This is a genomic window from Pseudomonas sp. NFX224 (assembly GCF_048565165.1).
In the GTDB taxonomy this organism is placed as follows: Bacteria; Pseudomonadota; Gammaproteobacteria; order Pseudomonadales; family Pseudomonadaceae; genus Aquipseudomonas.
Genome location: NZ_CP183416.1, coordinates 5,990,967 through 6,009,445, shown reverse-complemented (window position 1 = coordinate 6,009,445; position 18,479 = coordinate 5,990,967). Strand labels below are relative to the sequence as shown.

Genomic DNA, 18,479 nt, shown 5'->3' with positions numbered 1-18,479 from the left:
TCATTGCGCGTCAAGCCAAGCCGTGAAGTTGCTTCCAGTTGCCGGGGTGAACCACATAGCCGAATAACGCATGTCCGCCATAAACCAGCTCGGTGCCTTCGGGAATCCACAGCAACTGGCCCGGCGTGACCTGGAAAAGCTCATCACCGACCTGCAGCTCGAAGCAGCCTTCGATCACGAAAATCACCTCGTCGTAAAGCACCGTCCAGGCGACTTGTGCACCTTCCCAGCGCGCGAAACCCACACCGATGTTCGGCGAGATTTCGTTGCTGATGGCTCGCGCCACATACGCGGCGCCGGGCGGGCCGCCGCGGAAGGTAAAATCGAGGTCCTGATGGTCGATACGCATCACGCGGCTTTTGCCTTTGTCCGCAAGGCTCATAGCTCGCTCCGGCTGTTCCAGGCCGCCAGATGAATGCGCGAACGAACACCGAGGCCGAGGAACGGCTCCGGCGGATTGAGCGACGGCATGCCGGTCACGGCGCGAATATCGTTCAATTGCGCCGAATCGGCACCGACGGCAAGATCGGCAAGCATCGTCCCGGAAATGGTGCCCCAGGCTGCACCGACGCCGTTGTCGCACGCCGAGGCATGCACGCCCGGTTCCAGCTCGCCGAAGAAATTGGTGAAGTTGCGCGAAATTGCATAGACGCCGCCCCACGTATGGCTGAAAGGCACGTCGGCCAGTTGCGGGAAGCGCGCCAGGAATGCCTTGCGGTGCGAATCTCGTACTTTCAAACGCATGCCGTCGCTGGTGCTGCGGCCGTATTTGGGTACGTGCTTGTAGGTATTACGGATGATCAGCCGACGATCCTGAGTCATGCGCACGGTCGTGCCGGCGTGGTCCGCCGGGGTCAGGCCCCAGTCCAGTTGGCCGCCATAGGTGGCCAGTTCCGCATCGGTCAATGGCCGAGTCCAACTGGCGAACGTCATCACCGGCAACAGGCGGTTGCGCAGGTAGCCAAATTCCTGGGTGAAGATGCTGGTGCCCAGCAGCAGTTGCGGGGTACGGATCAGCCCTGCCGTGCCGTGCAGAATCCAGCCGCCACGCCCGTCGCGCTCCAGATGCTGGATGGGAGATTCTTCCAGCAATTCGACGTTGTCCGGCAACGTGCGAGCCAGGCCGGTGACCAGCGCTGCCGGTTGCATCAGGTAGCAGCCGGGGGTGTAGATGGCGCCACTGTAGTGGTTGGTGCCCAACACCTTGGCCAGCTCAGCGGAATCGGCCCTGCGGAACGGTTCGCCGAGGTCGCTCATCAGTCGTTCGAAATGATCGAGGTAAGCCAGACCGCGTGCGCCGACGGCGCCTTGATACTTGCCGGCATGGGACCATTGGCAATCGATGCCATGGTGTTGCACCAGCCCCTGCAACTGCGAAATCGCCGCACGGTTGAGCGACAGCAAACGCTGTTTGTGCGCAGGGTCCGGATGTTCCAGGGCAAATTTGTGCGGCAGGTCGATCACAAAACCGGAGTTGCGCCCCGAGGCGCCATGGGCGACCCGTTGCGCATCCACCAGCAGGATACGGGCCTGCGGATGATGCTCGGCCAAACGGCGGGCGGCGGCGAGGCCGGCGAAGCCCGCACCTATCACGGCGTAGTCGGCCCGTTGTTCTCCGGACAAGCGTTTGCAGGATGGTTGCTCGGGCAGCGCTGCGTACCAGCCGCAGCTCGAGTCATCGAATGGCAGGTTGATCGTGTTTTTCATGATTCGGGCCTCAGGCTACAGCCTGCTGGGAGTGCTGACAGGACTGCAGCAAAACGCTGCGTTGCGTTTGCGCTTGACGACCGAGCAGGACAAAACCATTGAGCTTGCCCGCAGCGTCGTAGAACCCGGCACTCAAGCCATCGTCGGTCGGCGTGCAGCGCCATTCGCCTTCGCCGGCGTTAGCGGGTGCCAACAGACACAGCGGCGCCGCCGGCGTCTTCACCGTCACCGGCATCAACGGGTAGTCGACGGCCGTGGGTTGACCCAGCAATGTCTTGCTCAACGCAGCAATGCCTTGATTGATCGGCGCCAGATACGGCAGCAGTTGCCCATCGACTTCGATGCAGTCACCCAAGGCGTAAATGCCCGGTACAGAGGTTTGCAACTGAGCGTTCACCTGAATGCCCCGCCCAACCACCACACCGGCACTCTCTGCCAGGCTCAAGTCAGGACGCAAACCCACGGCAGACAACACCAGATCAGCCTCGATGGTCTGGCCATTGGCGAGTTTCAAGCGATAACCCTGAGCGGTGGAGTCGATGGCCTCCAGGGTGTTCTGCAAATGCCACGTCACACCCAACTCACTCAGCGCGTTTTGCAACACCTGCCCCGCCTCGGCAGGCAACAGTCGCTCCATCGGCCAACGACCCAGGCCGATGACATCGACGCTGAAACCGTTGTGGGCCAGGTCATTGGCAAACTCGCAACCAATCAGGCCATCCCCCAGGATCGCGACGCGCCGAACACCGGTCAGACGCTCACGGAACCCGTGGTAATCCTGCAGGTTATTGACGCTGACCAGCGCTGACGTATCGCCCTGAATCGGCAGGCGAATCGGCTGTGCACCGCTGGCAAGCACCAACTGGCCATATTCCATTTCGCCAAAACTGGTACGCAAGCGCCGCGCCGAACTGTCGATGCCCAGCACCTTGCAGTGCGGATACACGCGGATGTTCAAGCGCTGCTCGATGGCCAGTGGTGATTCGCCGGACAACGCCTCGGCGCTCTTGCCCTGGGACAGCCCGATCGACAACGCAGGTTTCGAATACAGGTGCCCGGACTCTTGCGTCAGCACGCGAATCTCGACCTTGGGGTCTGCCTTGCGCAATGCCTGGGCCAGGCCGTAACCGGCATAGCCGCTGCCAATGATGACGATCGGCTGGCGCGGTGCCGCAGCCATCACAGGTGCCGCCACCGCCACCGGCGGCGTGCTGACGGCTGTCACCGCCTGCGTGTATTGACTGATATCGAGCATTTCGAAATCAGCCTTGCCGACGTGGCATTCCGGGCAGATCCAGTCTTCGGGAACATCCTCCCAGCGCGTGCCGGCGAGGATGCCATCCTCAGGCCAACCCAGTGCCTCGTCGTAAATCAGGCCGCAAACGATGCAAAGCCAAGTCTTGAACATGGTGTTCACTCCCCAGCAATCCGGATCGCTACGTTTTTGGTGCGCACGTAGCTGTACAACGCTTCCTGGCCCTTCTCACGACCGAAGCCCGACAACCCGACGCCGCCAAACGGCGTCTCGATGCCTCCGGCGTACCATTCGTTGACGAACACCTGGCCGGATTTCAGCTGGCGAGTGCAACGCATGGCGCGGCTGATGTCCTGGGTGAACACCCCGGCCACGAGGCCGAACTCGGTGCCGTTGGCGATGGCGATGGCTTGTTCTTCGCTGTCGAATGGCATGATCGCCAGCACCGGCCCGAAGACTTCTTCCTGGGCGATGCACATCTCTGGGGTCACATCACGGAACACCGTCGGACGCATGAAGTGCCCGGCACGGTCAGCGAAGGCTTCACCGCCGGTAACCGCCACGGCTCCGTCTTCGATTGCCCGTCGGCACAAGGCTTCGATGCCCGTCAGTTGCCCGGCGCTGACGACCGGCGTGAGGTCGGCGTTGTCCTGACCCAGACCGACACTCAGGCCTTCGGCCATGGCAACGACGGCCTCGACCACCTCTTCATAAATCTCGCGTTGTACCAGCAGACGCGACATCGCCGAACAGACCTGACCGGCGTTGAAGAAAATCCCCGACTGAACACTGGCCAGCAGTTGTTCACGATCCGCATCGGCGAAAGCGATTGCCGCCGACTTGCCACCCAACTCCATCACACTTGGAATCGCATGCTGTGCGGCATCACGCAAAATCGACTGGCCTGTCGGTACGGAACCGGTGAACACGATCTGGTCGACAGCACGGTGGCTGACCAGATACGCACCGACTTCGCGACCACGGCCACAAATCAGGTTAACCGCGCCATCGGGCAAGCCGGCCTTGGCGATGGCGCGGATCAGCACGCACATGCCCAGCGGTGACAGCTCGGGGGACTTGATGACAACCGCGTTACCGGCCGCCAGTGCCGGCGCCAGCGAACGGGCGCAGATCGACACCGGGAAATTCCACGGCACGATCTGGGCCGAAACGCCCATCGGGTCGTACAGGGTGAAGTCCATGTAACCGTTGCCCAGCGGAATCGAGGTGCCCTCGATTTTGTCCGCCATGCCGGCGTAATACTCGAAGTAGCGCGCCGCCTCGATGAACTCGTCCTTGGCATCGCTCAGGCGCTTGCCGTTTTCCTGGCACAGCACCCAGGCGCCTTCATCCGCCACCGCACGGATTTCTTCGGCGATGCGCAGCAGCCAGGTGACACGCTGCGCCGGACGCACGCGGGTCAATTCGCCGCTGTCGGCGCAGCGACGAGCCGCCAGCAACGCACGTTCGGCATCGGCGACAGTGGCCTGGGCGATGGTCGCGAGGGGTTCGGCGGTGCCGGGGTTGTTCACTGTCAGGCACTGGACGCTGTCGCTCCATTGCCCGTCGATGTAGTTGAGCCAGTGAGAGGCTATCGAATACATGGGACTTCTCCTCAGGCAGACGGCGTGGTGGCGAGCAACTGACGTGCAGCCCACTGATGGAAGAAGTGCGTCGGGATGTCCATTTCCGGCGAGAACGCGCCGCCCTTGTAGCCTGGGGAATGCCGGCCCTTCTGCATGCCTTCTACCGAACTGATGTCCTCGGCGAACACCACTTTCCATGACTCCAGGATTGCATCGCGGCAAGCGCTGAATTCTTCGCTGCTCGCGGCTTCATCGCCGACATAGAACAGGCGCAGGTGCTCGATGGTGCGGCCCGGTGCGACCGGCTCCAGTTGCATGGCGAAGGCATGGTCAGCCTGGATGCCAAGCAGAACGTTAGGGAAGAACGCCACGTACTCGGCGTTGCGCAAACGGTCGAGCGGCCAGCCCGGGAATTTCGGCAGGTGCGTACCGGCGACGTCCGACAGGTTGTAGGCGTAGCTGCCCTGACCGGCGAAGTGCTCGTCAAAAATGATGTTGTAGTGATCTTCCAGACGCGAGTACGAGTTCAGGCTCGGGTGCACCCACGGCAAGTGATAGGCCTCGCAGTAGTTCTCGACGGCCAGTTTCCAGTTGCAGTTGATGTCCAGCGTGGTCGCGTCGTGGCCCGGCCGACGGCGCAACAGGCTCATGCCGTCTTCGCCAAGGAATTGGGTCCAGCGTTGGGTCAACGGCGCCAGCATGTCTTCGAGCGGCTGCGCATCGCCGGACAGGTTGATGAACACCATGTCCATCCAGATCGCACTGCGGATGGCCTTCAAGCCGTGTTTTTCACAGGCGAAGCGTTCGTCCTTGTGCTGGTCGATACCGCCAACATGAGGCGTGCCGCGCAAGCCGCCGTTGAGGTCGTAAGTCCAGGAGTGATACGGGCAGCGAATAACGCCCTGCACTTCGCCGGCCTCTTCCACCAGTTTCATACCGCGGTGGCTGCACACGTTATGGAACACTTGCACCAGGCCTTCACGGTTGCGCATCAACAGCAACGGCAGGCCCATGAAATCGATTGGCTTGACCGAACCAGCCTTGCCCAGATCGCTGGCGAAGCCGACGCAAGCCCAGGTTTTACCCATGACCTGGTCGCGCTCGAGTTCGAAGTAACGTTGCTCGGTGTAAAACTCGTTGCTCAGGCCGGTCGCTTCGTGGATCGGATTGAGGACGGTTTCAAGGTGATGCACTGGAATTTGTTGAAGGGTGGTCATTATTGTTTTCCCCTGCTGGGCACGGTTTGGATGATCGGCAGGCGCTTTGGCCCGGGTCCGCTGGCGGCAAGTTTCGGAAAACAGGGCGTGTCTCGACAAACGATATTTCGGGAGGGATTAATGATTTTTTATCATAAATAAATCGACACCCATCTGTAGCAGCTAGCTGCGCCAGCTGCTACCTATTTTGATCTGGCGCCTCGGGTAGTTGATTCATCAACCAACTGCGAAAACGCTTCACGCTTTGCCGCATCCCTCCACGCGTCAAGGGTTCGAGCAAACAAAACTGCGCATCGGTTCTCAGCACGGTATCGAGCGGACGGATAAGCGCGCCGCTGCGCAGGTGGTCATCGACAAGATTGGACCAGGCCAGCGCAATACCCTGCCCGCTGATGGCCGACTGGATCAGCATCGAGTAGCTGTTGATATTGATCCGGCGTTTTGGCTCGAGGTTTTTCAGGCCCTGGCTCTGGAACCATTCCGGCCAGCCAATCCAGTCGCGTTGCGGGTCATCGAGAAACAGCCAGGTGCAGGCTGCCAAGTCCTCGGGCCTGTTCAAGGCGGGATATTTGGCGAGGTAAGCGGGGCTGCAAACCGGATAAACCTCTTCGGAAAACAACGGTGTGACCTGCATGTCGCGAGGCGGTGTCTTGCAGTAATACAACGCCAGATCACAATCCAGGCGGGAGAAATCCTTGACCTGATCATGGGCGATGATCCGCAGGTCGATCTCTTCGTTCTCCCGTTGAAACTCGGTCACTTTCGGCAAGAGCCACAGCGAAGCCATCGCGGTACTGGTGGCGACCGTCACCTGCTCGGCGCCCTGCCAATGGCGAATCTCGCCAGTGGCCTGCGCGACTTGCATCAAGGATGCACGCACCGTTTCGTAGTAGTGAGTGGCCGCGGGGCTCAGATGAATCGTGCGGGTGGTGCGTTCGAACAGCACCTTGCCCAGATAATCTTCGAGCAGCCGCACCTGTCGACTGATTGCACCTTGCGTCACGTTCAACTCTTGCGCAGCCAACGTGAAACTCAAATGACGCGCTGCCGCTTCAAACGCGACCAGACTATTGAGTGGCGGTAATGGGTGGATTTTCATACAAGGCCGGTCACGTCGTTATTGTGGTTTTATCGCGGCATCTTAGCCCCTGTTGCAGGAGGTGGACAGCGGGTTCCGGACCGACGCTGATTAGCTGTAGGAGCAATCGAGCGTTTCAAGCACATCGACAATGTCGAGGAAAGCTCAGGCTCTACGTCAATTGCCCGAGACCAGTTTGAGTCCAATCACGCCAGCCAGGATCACCGCGATGCAGAGTATCCGCGGCAGCGACGTCGAGTCGCCCAACAACGCCAAGCCGACAATCGCCGTCCCTGCCGCGCCGATGCCGGTCCACACCGCGTAAGCCGTCCCCACCGGCAACGTGCGTAGCGAGAGTGACAGCAGAAGGACGCTCGACAGGCCGGTGACGACGGTCAAGACGCCGGGCACCAGTCGGGTGAAGCCTTCGGAGCCCTTCATGTAGAAGGCGAAGGCGATTTCCAGGATGCCAGCGATACCAAGCAGTACCCAGGCCATATGTCATTACTCCTTTGAAGGGGTTCGCCCGGCTGAAGCCAGGCGAGCGATTGTGGGGTCAGGCTTTTTCGGCGGCTGTCGGTTTCGAGCGGAACGCCACGCCGAGTCGGTTGAAGCCGTTCATCAAGCTGATGGCGTAGGTGAGATCCGCCAGTTCCTTTTCGCTGAACTCAGCGGCAGCGGCCTCATAAACGGCATCGGGAACGCCGGTTTCGGCAACGCGAGTGACACTTTCCGCCCAGGCCAGTGCAGTGCGCTCACGCGGGGTGAAGACATTCCCGGCATCGCGCCACACAGGCACCAGCACCAGTTTTTCTGTCGCGACACCAAGGTTGAGCAGGTCGCGAGAATGCATGTCGATGCAAAACGCGCAGCCGTTGATGAGCGAGACCCGAAGGTAAACCAGGTCGATCAAGTCGGTGGGCAAACCGCTCTTGAGCAGATAGCCGTACACATTGCCAAAGGCCTTGTAACCTTCAGGGGAAGCACTGGAGTAGTTGATACGTTGAGTCATGATGAATCCTCGGGTTTGCTGTTGAGAGGACTGCATCGTGGGGGAGCGTGGCCTATGCTTGAAGAGCCATGTTTTGGTTGTTGTCATGGTCCATGTTTGAGCCGTCATGGCCCAGTCGACCAAGCGATTCATGGACCTTTGAAGCAGGTCATGAGACTTGTAGGATCATTGTTTGGGTCTGCAACACTGTTGCCTTCAGAGACAGAGCATGAGCAAAACGATCAATGTTTTTTCCCCCCTCGACCCCAGCTCCACGGAACCGATCTACCGGCAGATCTACTGGCGGTTTCGCGGCGCGATCACCGACGGCGTGCTCGCGCCGGGCGAACGCATTCCCGCGGCCCGGGCACTGGCAAAAGAGCTGGGACTGGCGCGGGGAACCGTTGATACCGCGTACTCGTTGCTGGCTGCCGAAGGTTACCTTCAGTCTCGCGGCCAGGCTGGCACGGTGGTAGCGGCAGGGCTCAATGTCCGGACAATCCAAAGCCGGGACGAACGCGCCTTGAGTCCAGCCTCCGGTGCCTCGCTCCGGCAAAAGTCGCCGGTGCTGCCTTTTCAGATGGCCTTGCCGGCGCTGGACGAATTTCCGCGCAAAATCTGGGCGCAGATCGGTGCTCGCTGCGTGCGTGCAACGGGGGTTGCGGAGATGGCCAACCCGTCAGCGCATGGCCTGGAATCCTTGCGCAGCGCGATTGCCAGCTACCTGCAAGTGGCACGCGGCATCAGCTGCCAGCCTTCGCAGGTTTTTGTCACTTCGGGCTACCGCAACACCCTGACGCTGATCGTGCACGCCTTGCTACAACCAGGCGACCGCGTCCTCGTCGAGAATCCCGGTTACTCCCCTACCCGCCAGTTGCTCGAATATTTGCAGATCGGCGTGCAACCCGTTGCTGTCGACCAGGACGGCATGCAAGTCGCGCAAGCCGTGAACGACTCATCCGGCGCACGCGCCGCCGTGGTCACGCCCGCTCATCAGAGCCCGTTGTGCATGTCGCTGTCGTTGCCGCGACGCTTGCAACTGTTGGAGTGGGCAAGTCGGGAGCAAGCGTGGATCATCGAGGACGACTACGACGGCGAATACCGTTACGTCAGCCGTCCGCTGCCGGCCCTCAAGAGCCTGGATCGCGAGGGTCGCGTGCTTTACGCGGGCACCTTCAGCAAAGTGCTGTTTCCCGGCATCCGCATTGCCTATCTGGTGGTGCCGTCGGCGCAGGTCGAACGCTTCGAACAAGTCGCCCAGACGTTCCTCGGCGGCGTACCGGAGCTGACCCAGGCCATCGTTGCGACCTTTGTCACCGAGGGCCATTTTGCCCGGCATATCCAGCGCATGCGCAAACTCTATGGCGAACGCCGGACGGCGGCAGTCAAAGGCCTGAGCAATACCTTGGGCGAACACATCCACATCGATGCCCAACCCGGCGGCATGCACCTGATCCTGCGATTGACCCGGCCACAATCAGAGCGTGCGCTGGTCGAGCGCCTGCTGCACGCGGGGATCTACGCCGAAGCCTTGAGTGAGTGTTGCATCGGTCCCGCAACCCATTGCGGGCTGATGCTCGGATTCGCCAACATCGACTCGCAAGCCAGTGCCGAACGGCTTGGACAAAAAATCCTGGCGCTGCTCTGACCCAGCCCATGGCCCACTTACGGAGCCAATTCTTGGCTCTTTGTCACGGGTCCAAGCAACGACATCATGCTGATCCTGTCTCCTCCAGCGTCGAAGGGTCCCATGAAAATATTGCGCGTGATCTGCAGCCCACGAGGGACATCCTCCGAGAGTTATCGCCTCTCGCAAACCCTCATCAATCACCTGATCGACAGCCGCCCCGGCAGCGACTTCATCATTACCGAGCGCGGCGTCACGGGGCTTGCGCATATCGACGCCGAATACGCCGAAGCCGTAAGTAAACGGCGCGACCCGTCCATCCCGACAATCGCCAGAGGCGCGCTGTTGCAGTCCGAGCAATTGATTCGCGAACTGGAAAACGCCGACTGCGTGGTGATCGCCACCCCCATGCATAACCTAATGGTGCCCTCGGCGCTGAAGGCCTGGCTCGACCATGTAATTCAGGCCGACCGGACCTTTCGCATCACCCCTGAAGGCAAGGTCGGTGCCCTGCATGACCGGCCGGTGTTTATTGCCATCGCCTCGGGCGGCACCTTTACCGGCGTCAATGCCCAGCAACCGGACTTCTTACGGCCCTGGCTGAAAACCGTGCTGGCGAGTATCGGCTTGCTCGACGTGAAGTTTTTCTCGGTGGAAGGCACCGGTCAAAAACCGGATGTTGTGAATGTCATCCGAACAAAAACCGAGCGGGAAACCGCCCTGTATTTTTCCAGCCATGCAGCAGTGCCTACCTGAAATCAAACTCCAGGAACAATTCCATGACTACCGCTTCTCCCCTGCGCAGCATTGCCGTGTTTTCCGGTTCCAACTACGGCTTCAACTCCGCCTATGTCGAAGGCGCCCAGGCATTGGGCCGGGAGATAGCCCGACGCGGTTTGCGTTTGGTGTATGGCGGTACCGACAAAGGGTTGATGGGCGTAATGGCCGACACCGTGCTCGCTGAGGGCGGGGAAGTCGTTGGCATCATCACTCGCCTGTTGTGCGACCTCGGGCATCTGCACTCACGCCTCACCCGGCATGAAGTGACACCCGATATGCGCCGACGCAAGACCCGCATGAGCGAATGCGCGGACGCGTTCATTGCCCTGCCCGGTGGCCTGGGAACCTTTGAAGAGTTGTTCGAAGTGGCGACGCTGACGCAATTGGGCGAACACCACAAAGGCGTCGCGTGCCTGAACATCGGCGGTTTTTTCGAGCCGGTGCGCAGCCTGCTCAATCATGCGGTGAGTGAAGGTTTCATGAAGACCGAACACAGCGAGATGCTGGTGTTCGATACCGATCCGATGGCGCTGATCGATGCGCTTGAACGGTGGCAGGCGCCGACCGTGAAGAAATGGATCGGAACCCCGGCAATCTGAACGCTTTCAGGTCCTGGCGATGTTGCTCCCGAATTCTGTCGCCAGAACCTTTTTTACATCATTGCGCCTTACGGGCTTAGTGCGCCCACTGCGGTTCGATGAAAGCATTCTGGCGCTTGGCTCGCTGGGTCAATGCCAGCATCGTCAAGAAGCCCAACACGATCAGCACCGGGTAAGCCATCAAGAGTTCGGAGAGCGAGTACTTCCAGGCCAGTGGTCGACCTACACCGAGCATGGCGGCATACATCCACGACACCGCCGACAGCGAGCCACAAAACAGAGCGAGCATTCGGGCACTGAATCCGAGTTCGAGCAAGGAGCCAGCCTTCTGCAGGGCCGGCAGTACCAAGCGGTGCAACAGAATCCCGTTGTAGGTCAGCAGCACGACAATGATCACCTTGGCGTGAAGCTTCGGATTCATGAAGTACTCCGTGCCTTTGCCCAGGTAATCGATGCCGATGATCGCGGTGCCTGTCACCCATAGACAGATCAATGCCACGACCACTGACTGCTGAAGGCTTTCCATGTGCGCATGATCATGGGCAGTGAATGCCTTGCGTTTCAATAAATCCCTGACCATTGCAATATCACTGGTCAACACTAAACCAATCGCCACGCAACAGGCGACCAAATGAACGTAAACAACACCCAGCCGTAAAAACTCCATGAATTCTTTATGTTCGATCAGGCTCATAATTGTATTTATCGCCACGGTATTCTCTCCACCTTATTCGACAGTACAGATCGGCCAATCAACAGGGCATTCAATAAAACAACCCTGTACGACCTTGCTCATACAAGAAAACCAAATCACGGGTTTATTATTTGCAACCCTTTTGATCCGATTAGGGAATTGATGACAGCTTAATGGGTACCTCTTGAATTTCGGGTAAAAAAACCCCCATTTGCATTCACTGCAATTGAGGTTTTGGTTCCACTTTTTTTTCGATTTCAGCAGCAGGCCATGGATGACATGCTGCAGGATCTGAGGCCTGCAGCCACGGAATGTTCATTTTTTAGGTTCTTCACGGATTACCGGGAAAGACGCTCTTGATCTTCATGAAAAAGAATTCGCTATCCCGGTAACCGTACGCCATCCGTTTGATGACCTTTATTCGATTGTTTATACCTTCCAACTGCCCTGTGTGCATCGGCCAGCGAACCCGACTGACGATGCCTCGCCAGTAAGCCTTCAGCCGATTGGCGAACTGGATCAGTGCCGGTAGTTCGCTTTCATGAGCATGGCGCAGCCATTGCTTCCAGGCCGATCGCCAAGCCCAGGCAGCACTCGGTGTCCAGAGTGTTTTGAGCTCAGCCTTCATCAAATACACCGTCATCAGCGATTGGTTGGCCGCCAACAAATCTTGCAAGCGAACCTGCTGTTCCGGCGTTTTCAGATTCTGTGGATTGCGCAGCAATAGCCATCGCGCCTGCTTGATGACCTTGCGAGCCGGCTTGTCATGACGCAATCGGTTAGCTTCGTCGACGCGGACCCGGTCAATGACCTCTCGGCCATATTTGGCCACCACATGAAAGAGGTCGTAGACCACACGCGCTTTCGGGCAGTGCTGACGAACCTCCAGGTCAAACGCAGTGTTCATGTCCATTGCCACCGCTTCGATTCGAGCACATCCCTCTGGCCCAAGCTCTTCGAAAAAGGGCCGAACTGCCGCCCGGCTGCGACCTTCGCCGATCCATAGCACTCGTCGCGTATCGGCATCCAACACAACACTGGCGTAGCGATGCCCTTTAAACAGCGCGAATTCATCCATCACCAGGCGTCGTGGTTGAGCCGTCGGCAACTCGCTCAATGCCGCTTGCAAGGCCCGACGCTCCAGCAACCGCACGGTGTCCCAATGCAGCCCAAACATCTGGGCCACGTGCAGGGTGGGAAGGCGTTCGCTGGCCTGAATAACCGCATCAGCCAAGCGGCGTGTCATGCGCGCATAGCGATCCAGCCAACTCACGGCCTCCATGCGTTTGCCACAGTCGCGGCAGCCAACGCGCCTGAGCAGCACGCTGAGGCGTACCGCGCGGCCGAGAATGGGCAAATCGCGAACGGTTCGCTCGCAATACTCATGAGTGGTTGAACAAGGCTTTTGGCAGCCGCCACAGGAAGGAAATCGGGTGGCGTGAGGAGTCAGTTCGATCCGTAGGGCATCACCCTCAGGCTTGATCGTGACGACAGAAAAGCCCTCCCAAAACGGAAGGAAAGTATTAATATCGCGCATAAGAACGCCGGTTTGTTAGATGTGTTTGCTCGCACGAACATCATCAATCAAATCGGCGTTCTTGTTTCTGTGTTTCCCGGGATTCCGTGGAGAACCATTTTTTAGCCACGCCACCGACAAGCGGTCGCTGGCTGGAGAGCCGCCAACCTCGACATTACGCCATCAACTTTCTCGTCAAGGCCCGGTCCAACTGAGCTGCTTTAATTACATGACCGTCGACATTGCCAATTGGATCCACTAGTTGCCGCTCAAGCAAAAAAACATGATCAAGAGGGAGCCGATGTCATTTACACCCTCACCACTAAAACAGTCATACTATTCATCATGTTTGAACGTGGCCAGACAGAGCCCGAGCAGAGATAAACTCTTAGTCACTCATTAGATATCAAGTGAGAGAGTTTAAGCCAAAGAGCTTCTGACACTCTTAATTGTCATGTTTTCAAGTATCAGGTCTTGGCGACGTTGCTTGCGATAAATCGTTCACCAAGACCTTTTTCATTTCAGTTCAGACCAACTTCAATGTGACGTTGATATTGTTGCGGGTGGCTTTGGAGTACGGGCAGTACTGGTGGCCGGTGTCGACCAGCTTCTGTGCGGTTTCGCGGTCCAGCCCCGGCAGGCTCACATTCAACCGCGCCTGCAAGAGGTAGCCACCTTCATTGGTGCCCAGATCGACTTCGGTATCGACAGCCACATCCTTGGGTAGCGCCACCTTCATCTCCCTGGCCGCAACGCCCATCGCGCCGATGAAACAGGCAGACCAGCCGGCGGCGAACAATTGCTCCGGATTGGTGCCACCGCCCCCCGCGCCCGGGGACGACAGTTTGACATCGAGAATGCCGTCATCGCTTTTGGATGCGCCGTCCCGGCCACCCGTGGTGTGGGTTTTGGCGGTGTACAGAACTTTGTCGAGCTGGTTCATGATGATCTCCTGATTGAATTGAGGTGTATGTCATTTCAGGTGAATCAGAAAGCGGCCTTCAGGTTTGATGCCGGACATTCAATATAGATGGCGCCGCTGGACAAGGTGTGTAATCCGACGAAGGTCGTGTTTTTGGATTTCCACGCACTCTACCGGCGGGCCTGGTTCTTGAGGCTTGCGCGTTTTTCTGTAGGAGCTGTCGAGTGCAACGAGGCTGCGATCTTTTGATCTGGTGCACCCACAAAATCAGGTCGGCTGTCAGACCGCCTTCGTCGGAACGCCGCCTTGACCAGGCCCGTTCCCACAACGGGTCGGCGTATGTCCACAAAAAAGCATCACTTACGCGCCAGTTTATATTTCACACAATCATCATAAAAACTCTGCCGCAATGCCGCCGGCTTCATCTTCGTCGGGCTGTCATACGTTTGTTCAGTAATCCCCATCGCCATCATCCGCATCCACGATTTGGCGAACTTGTAAGACTGGATTTTCTGCCGCGCCGCATACAGCGAAACACCGGACAACTTGAGTTCTTGCGCTCTAGCCGCCGTCCCCGCACCCCAGCTGCACATATAAGTATCACCGGGTTTGAGTTCCCTGGCCTGGGCAGAAACTGCAAGGCCTGCAACGCTAAGCGAGATCAGCCCGATCCAAACATTCCGCATGTAAATGCCACCCTAACCGCCTGAAAATGCAGCGATTCTGGCGACAATCAACCGCCGTGGGGGCCAGCATATTGCCTTCCGTCAACAAGCTGATCCAAGTCCTTAAACAAAAGTCATTTCTTGCGACATTTCAATCCTTTGCTATAGCCAAAACACGCTCGCCAACGAATGAGGCAACGCAATGTCAGTCGCAAAGAAGATGACTGTGGGGCAACTGACAATGCTGACTGCCGTCAACATGTTGGGCTCAGGCATTGTGCTACTGCCCACAAAACTCGCGGAAGTCGGCGCCATTTCGATTCTCTCCTGGCTAGTCACGGCCACTGGTTCACTCGCACTGGCCTATGCCTTTGCGCGCTGCGGGATGCTCAGTCGAAAAACCGGCGGCATGGGCGGTTACGCTGAGTACACCTTCGGCAAGGGCGGCAACTACATCACTAACTACACCTACGGCCTGTCGCTGCTGATTGCCAACGTGGCGATCAGTATTACTGCGGTCGGCTACATCCAGGTGCTGTTCAACATTCAGCTCGATTCACTGCAAGTGGGCCTGGCGGCCATCGCGCTGTTGTGGCTCACCACGTTCGCCAACTTCGGCGGTGCGCGGATCACCGGTCGGATCGGAGCCATCACGGTCTGGGGTGTGATCGCCCCGGTAGTGTTGGTGTCGACCGTTGGCTGGTTCTGGTTTGACAGCAGCGTTTATGCCGCTGGCTGGAACCCCCACGACAAGTCCTGGTTCGAAGCGGCCGGTGCCTCGGTGGCGATTACCCTGTGGGCGTTCCTCGGCCTGGAGTCGGCTTGCGCCAACACCGACGCCGTGGAAAACCCCGAGAAGAATGTGCCCATCGCGGTCCTTGGCGGCACCCTGGGGGCGGCGGTGATCTACATCGTTTCTACCAACGTCATTTTCGGTATCGTCGGTAATACTGAACTGGTCTCGTCCACCGCGCCGTTCGGCCTGGTGTTCGCCCATATGTTCACCCCGATGATCGGCGACATCGTCATGGCAGCGATGGTGCTCGCCTGCATCGGCTCGTTGCTCGGTTGGCAGTTCACCATCGCGCAGGTGTACAAAAGCTCGGCCGATACCGGTTACTTCCTGTCGATCTTCGCCAAAGCCAACAAGGCGGGAACGCCGATTGTCGGCATGCTGGTGCTGCTGGCGGCGCAGACCTCGCTGGCCCTGCTCACCATCAGCCCCAACCTGAGCAAGCAGTTCGACACCCTGGTCAACCTCGCGGTGGTCACTAACCTGGTGCCGTACATCCTGTCGATGGCCGCGCTGATGACCCTGCAAAAAGTCTCCAACGTACCGCCTGGGAAGGCGCTGGCTACCAACATCATTGCCTGGGCGGCGGCGGCCTACAGCTATCTGGCGCTTTACAGTTCGGGCGAGCAGGCGCTGATGCTCGGCGGCGTCGCCACTATCTTCGGCTACACGCTGTTCGGCTTCGTCAACAACCGCCTGATCCGTCTCGAAGCGCTGAACAACAGCGTGCCGACCCAGACCGTCAGCGCGCAGCACCTTACCGCCGAACCGATACCGGTCTATCACCTGAAATCTGTCGCACTTCCCACATCAGACCACCTGTAGCAGGCTTCGCCAGCTGCTGCAGATTCACTTCGCCCAAACCCTATGGGCAAATTCAATCACAGCGCTCTATGATTGAACCCCATGACCCCCTCTGCTCCGATTCGCCAACCCTGCCCGCCCGGTGCCTGCGATTGCGGGCGTGACCCGTTGCTGGAAACGCCGGGGGCTGACGTGCGCATTCTGTTTCTGACCCGCGCGGAAGAAAAACGCCTGGTCGAGCGTCTGGAAAACCTGTCGAGTCTCCAGGACCTGGAGCACCTGCAACGGCGCATGTTCGAGCAACTGGGCATCCGCGTCGACATCGTCCCCAGCTTCAACGAAGTGCGGACCATGCGCGGCATCGGCATCCACGTCGGCGAACTGCCGGGGCTGTGCCGCAAAACCCGCGCATCGATCCCCACGGCGATCCGCCGCGCCATGGAAAAGCGTCCCGAAATCGCTTACGAACTCCTCAACGCCAATGACTTGCTGCGCGATGCGTGATGCGTGATGCGTGATGATTTCGACAGTCCCCTGCCGTTGTTTCGCGGGTGAAACAACCTCCTGAAAAGACTGAAAAAACAGGATCAGTGGTCGTACGTGAAGTACGTGGCACTGCTATGCCTTCTGCAGGGCGAAATCGTTTCAAGGCAATAGCGAACGTGACCGTGGTCCCGGCGCCAACCCGGTCCGCAACGCCAGACAGGTGCCAATCCCTGGAAGGAGGTGGCCAATGTTATTCATCGTCAGCTGGACGATCAGTTCGGCGAATCGCAACAGTGCGATCGAGCGTTTTCTCAAGACCGGTGGCGCCCCGCCGGAAGGCGTCAAGATGCTTGGGCGCTGGCACGCGGTCGGTGGTGCGGCGGGTTTTGGTATTGCCGAGGCCAATGATCCAGTACCGATTCAGAAGTGGGTGCTGCAATGGAGCGACCTCATGACCATGGAAGTCCAGGCCGCGTTGACCGACGAGCAAATCGCGCCGCTGCTGGCAGCCGCTGCCGGCAAGTAACCGCTATAGAGGCGGCGAGCGTTGTTCGCCGCCTCGTGTGGTCTTCAGATGTTTTTCCAGCAATCGGAATAACGTGCGCACACCCCATACTGTTGATCCATCTGCGCCATCCGCTCCAGGTGGCGGCCAATGGTTTCAAACGTCACGCGATTGCTGATCTGGAAGTAGTAGATCGCCATCGCCTTGTATTCCGTGAACGCTGCCGCATTGGCAGGTTTGGCCGATTTGTCTTCCGGCAGCGCCCACTGTTCCAGTTGCTTATCGTCAAGTCGTTGCAGACGCACACGGTACTCCTCGGTGTATCGCTTGAGCGTCTCGCCCTTGTTTGCAGCCATGTCTTCTTCGAAAGCAATCAGATTCTGGCGATACAGCGCCCAGTAGTCGTCAGGCAGCGTAAAACCGAGCTTGGCCTTGCGCTCGGTGATCAGTTTTTCGAGCTTCTCCGGCGTCGAAATGCTCGTCTTGGCCGGATCGGGTTTCATCGATGCAATCACCGAACTGCCGATGATTTGATCGATCAAGGTCACGCGATGCGGCGTATCCGGTAATGCCGGCGGCACTTTCGGGAAAAACGGGTTGCGTCCCTCACAGGCTGCAACGCCTTTGCGGTCAAGCAGCATCGGCGTGCGCACATCCTTGCCATCGATACGCTGCACACGATGCAGCGTGGTCAGGCAATAGCCGCGCCCGGCCTTGAGAGTCACCTCGTACTCCGCTCCCTGTTGAGGCGTGAGGTTGAAACCGCTGCCGCACACTGAGTAGCCACTCGCCCGGGCGACCAGGTAAGCATCCTGGTCGGGCTTGAGTTTGATTTCCAGGTAATCCTTGGCATCGGCAGGTGGCGCAACACTCATGCCAACCCGGCGCTGGCTATCGCTGGTGAACATGTTGTTGAGCGCGCCAGTGGTCTGACCGTCACAATACGCGGCATCGAAGTAGGAAAATGTCGAGTTTTGCATGCTGGTGACGAAACGCAGCTTGGCGGCATCCGGCTCGGTGGCATCGGGATAAGTGCCGTTGACGACACAGCCGCCGAGCAAAAAGGAGAACAACGCTACCGTGGCAACGGCTCGCGATGAGTAAAAGTTAAGGGCCAACATGTTCGTCCTTGAGGGGGCGTGTGCAATCGAAAGCGCGGAAGGCTACTAAATAGCCACTACTGTGTCCATCAATGAAGAGACGTTCTCGCCATGCCGCTCAAACCACGTTGCCGAGCCTATGAATGAAAAGCCT

General features: G+C 58.7%; 19 protein-coding genes and 1 pseudogene. 6 read left to right on the top strand and 14 right to left on the bottom strand.

The window, feature by feature from the left end; genetic code table 11:
* Positions 1 to 10 precede the first annotated feature (10 nt).
* The 9 genes and pseudogenes from ACNYC6_RS27525 to ACNYC6_RS27485 all read right to left on the bottom strand — a co-directional run bounded on the left by ACNYC6_RS27525 (position 11) and on the right by ACNYC6_RS27485 (position 7,855).
* Positions 11 to 382 carry an ethanolamine utilization protein EutQ gene (locus ACNYC6_RS27525; RefSeq protein ID WP_419710056.1) on the bottom strand — a complete coding sequence of 124 codons (372 nt, stop codon included), beginning with the start codon at positions 380 to 382 and terminating at the stop codon, positions 11 to 13.
* On the bottom strand, positions 379 to 1,707 hold the full coding sequence (locus tag ACNYC6_RS27520) for an NAD(P)/FAD-dependent oxidoreductase (RefSeq protein ID WP_419710055.1): 1,329 nt from the start codon (positions 1,705 to 1,707) through the stop codon (positions 379 to 381). The genes ACNYC6_RS27525 and ACNYC6_RS27520 overlap by 4 nt, the downstream gene beginning before the upstream one ends.
* Positions 1,708 to 1,717: 10 nt before the next feature.
* On the bottom strand, positions 1,718 to 2,887 hold the full coding sequence (locus tag ACNYC6_RS27515; protein WP_419713019.1) for an FAD-dependent oxidoreductase: 1,170 nt from the start codon (positions 2,885 to 2,887) through the stop codon (positions 1,718 to 1,720).
* 63 nt (positions 2,888 to 2,950) lie between these two features.
* Positions 2,951 to 3,115, bottom strand: a pseudogene (locus ACNYC6_RS27510) (rubredoxin); the annotation flags it as partial.
* Positions 3,116 to 3,120: 5 nt separating this feature from the next.
* Positions 3,121 to 4,566 carry an aldehyde dehydrogenase family protein gene (locus ACNYC6_RS27505; protein WP_419710054.1) on the bottom strand — a complete coding sequence of 482 codons (1,446 nt, stop codon included), beginning with the start codon at positions 4,564 to 4,566 and terminating at the stop codon, positions 3,121 to 3,123.
* A gap of 11 nt (positions 4,567 to 4,577) precedes the next feature.
* Complete coding sequence (locus ACNYC6_RS27500; protein ID WP_419710053.1) at positions 4,578 to 5,765, bottom strand: aromatic ring-hydroxylating oxygenase subunit alpha; 1,188 nt, start codon at positions 5,763 to 5,765, stop codon at positions 4,578 to 4,580.
* Positions 5,766 to 5,943: 178 nt separating this feature from the next.
* Complete coding sequence (locus ACNYC6_RS27495) at positions 5,944 to 6,864, bottom strand: LysR substrate-binding domain-containing protein (RefSeq protein WP_419710052.1); 921 nt, start codon at positions 6,862 to 6,864, stop codon at positions 5,944 to 5,946.
* Between the two features lie 156 nt (positions 6,865 to 7,020).
* Entirely contained in the window at positions 7,021 to 7,341 is a 321-nt protein-coding gene (locus ACNYC6_RS27490) for a DMT family transporter (protein WP_419710051.1), read from the bottom strand.
* Between the two features lie 58 nt (positions 7,342 to 7,399).
* Complete coding sequence (locus ACNYC6_RS27485; protein ID WP_419710050.1) at positions 7,400 to 7,855, bottom strand: carboxymuconolactone decarboxylase family protein; 456 nt, start codon at positions 7,853 to 7,855, stop codon at positions 7,400 to 7,402.
* 208 nt (positions 7,856 to 8,063) lie between these two features.
* On the opposite strand from ACNYC6_RS27485, the gene ACNYC6_RS27480 reads away from it, so the two are divergent.
* The 3 genes from ACNYC6_RS27480 (at position 8,064) to ACNYC6_RS27470 (ending at position 10,840) form a co-directional block, all read left to right on the top strand.
* Positions 8,064 to 9,482 (top strand): PLP-dependent aminotransferase family protein, encoded by a 1,419-nt coding sequence (locus tag ACNYC6_RS27480; protein ID WP_419710049.1) that lies wholly within the window; start codon positions 8,064 to 8,066, stop codon positions 9,480 to 9,482.
* A 66-nt stretch (positions 9,483 to 9,548) separates the two neighbouring features.
* On the top strand, positions 9,549 to 10,217 hold the full coding sequence (locus ACNYC6_RS27475) for an FMN-dependent NADH-azoreductase (protein ID WP_419710048.1): 669 nt from the start codon (positions 9,549 to 9,551) through the stop codon (positions 10,215 to 10,217).
* Positions 10,218 to 10,240: 23 nt separating this feature from the next.
* Positions 10,241 to 10,840 (top strand): TIGR00730 family Rossman fold protein, encoded by a 600-nt coding sequence (locus tag ACNYC6_RS27470; protein WP_419710047.1) that lies wholly within the window; start codon positions 10,241 to 10,243, stop codon positions 10,838 to 10,840.
* 76 nt (positions 10,841 to 10,916) lie between these two features.
* Here the strand turns inward: ACNYC6_RS27470 and ACNYC6_RS27465 are convergent, their stop codons facing one another.
* The 4 genes from ACNYC6_RS27465 to ACNYC6_RS27450 form a co-directional block, all read right to left on the bottom strand.
* Positions 10,917 to 11,552 carry a hypothetical protein gene (locus ACNYC6_RS27465; protein WP_419710046.1) on the bottom strand — a complete coding sequence of 212 codons (636 nt, stop codon included), beginning with the start codon at positions 11,550 to 11,552 and terminating at the stop codon, positions 10,917 to 10,919.
* 313 nt (positions 11,553 to 11,865) lie between these two features.
* Positions 11,866 to 13,071 carry an ISL3 family transposase gene (locus tag ACNYC6_RS27460; RefSeq protein ID WP_419709226.1) on the bottom strand — a complete coding sequence of 402 codons (1,206 nt, stop codon included), beginning with the start codon at positions 13,069 to 13,071 and terminating at the stop codon, positions 11,866 to 11,868.
* Positions 13,072 to 13,576: 505 nt separating this feature from the next.
* Positions 13,577 to 13,993 (bottom strand): organic hydroperoxide resistance protein, encoded by a 417-nt coding sequence (locus tag ACNYC6_RS27455; protein ID WP_419710045.1) that lies wholly within the window; start codon positions 13,991 to 13,993, stop codon positions 13,577 to 13,579.
* A gap of 335 nt (positions 13,994 to 14,328) precedes the next feature.
* A complete protein-coding gene (locus tag ACNYC6_RS27450) occupies positions 14,329 to 14,658 on the bottom strand; it encodes a hypothetical protein (RefSeq protein ID WP_419710044.1) in 330 nt (109 codons plus the stop codon).
* A 181-nt stretch (positions 14,659 to 14,839) separates the two neighbouring features.
* On the opposite strand from ACNYC6_RS27450, the gene potE reads away from it, so the two are divergent.
* The 3 genes from potE (at position 14,840) to ACNYC6_RS27435 (ending at position 17,246) form a co-directional block, all read left to right on the top strand.
* Positions 14,840 to 16,255: a putrescine-ornithine antiporter gene (gene potE, locus ACNYC6_RS27445; protein ID WP_419710043.1), complete on the top strand. Its 1,416-nt coding sequence runs from the start codon at positions 14,840 to 14,842 to the stop codon at positions 16,253 to 16,255.
* A gap of 81 nt (positions 16,256 to 16,336) precedes the next feature.
* Complete coding sequence (locus ACNYC6_RS27440) at positions 16,337 to 16,738, top strand: hypothetical protein (RefSeq protein ID WP_419710042.1); 402 nt, start codon at positions 16,337 to 16,339, stop codon at positions 16,736 to 16,738.
* A gap of 229 nt (positions 16,739 to 16,967) precedes the next feature.
* Positions 16,968 to 17,246: a DUF3303 domain-containing protein gene (locus ACNYC6_RS27435; protein ID WP_419710041.1), complete on the top strand. Its 279-nt coding sequence runs from the start codon at positions 16,968 to 16,970 to the stop codon at positions 17,244 to 17,246.
* 44 nt (positions 17,247 to 17,290) lie between these two features.
* On the opposite strand, the gene ACNYC6_RS27430 is transcribed toward ACNYC6_RS27435, so the two are convergent.
* A complete protein-coding gene (locus tag ACNYC6_RS27430; protein WP_419710040.1) occupies positions 17,291 to 18,346 on the bottom strand; it encodes a hypothetical protein in 1,056 nt (351 codons plus the stop codon).
* Positions 18,347 to 18,479 lie beyond the last annotated feature (133 nt).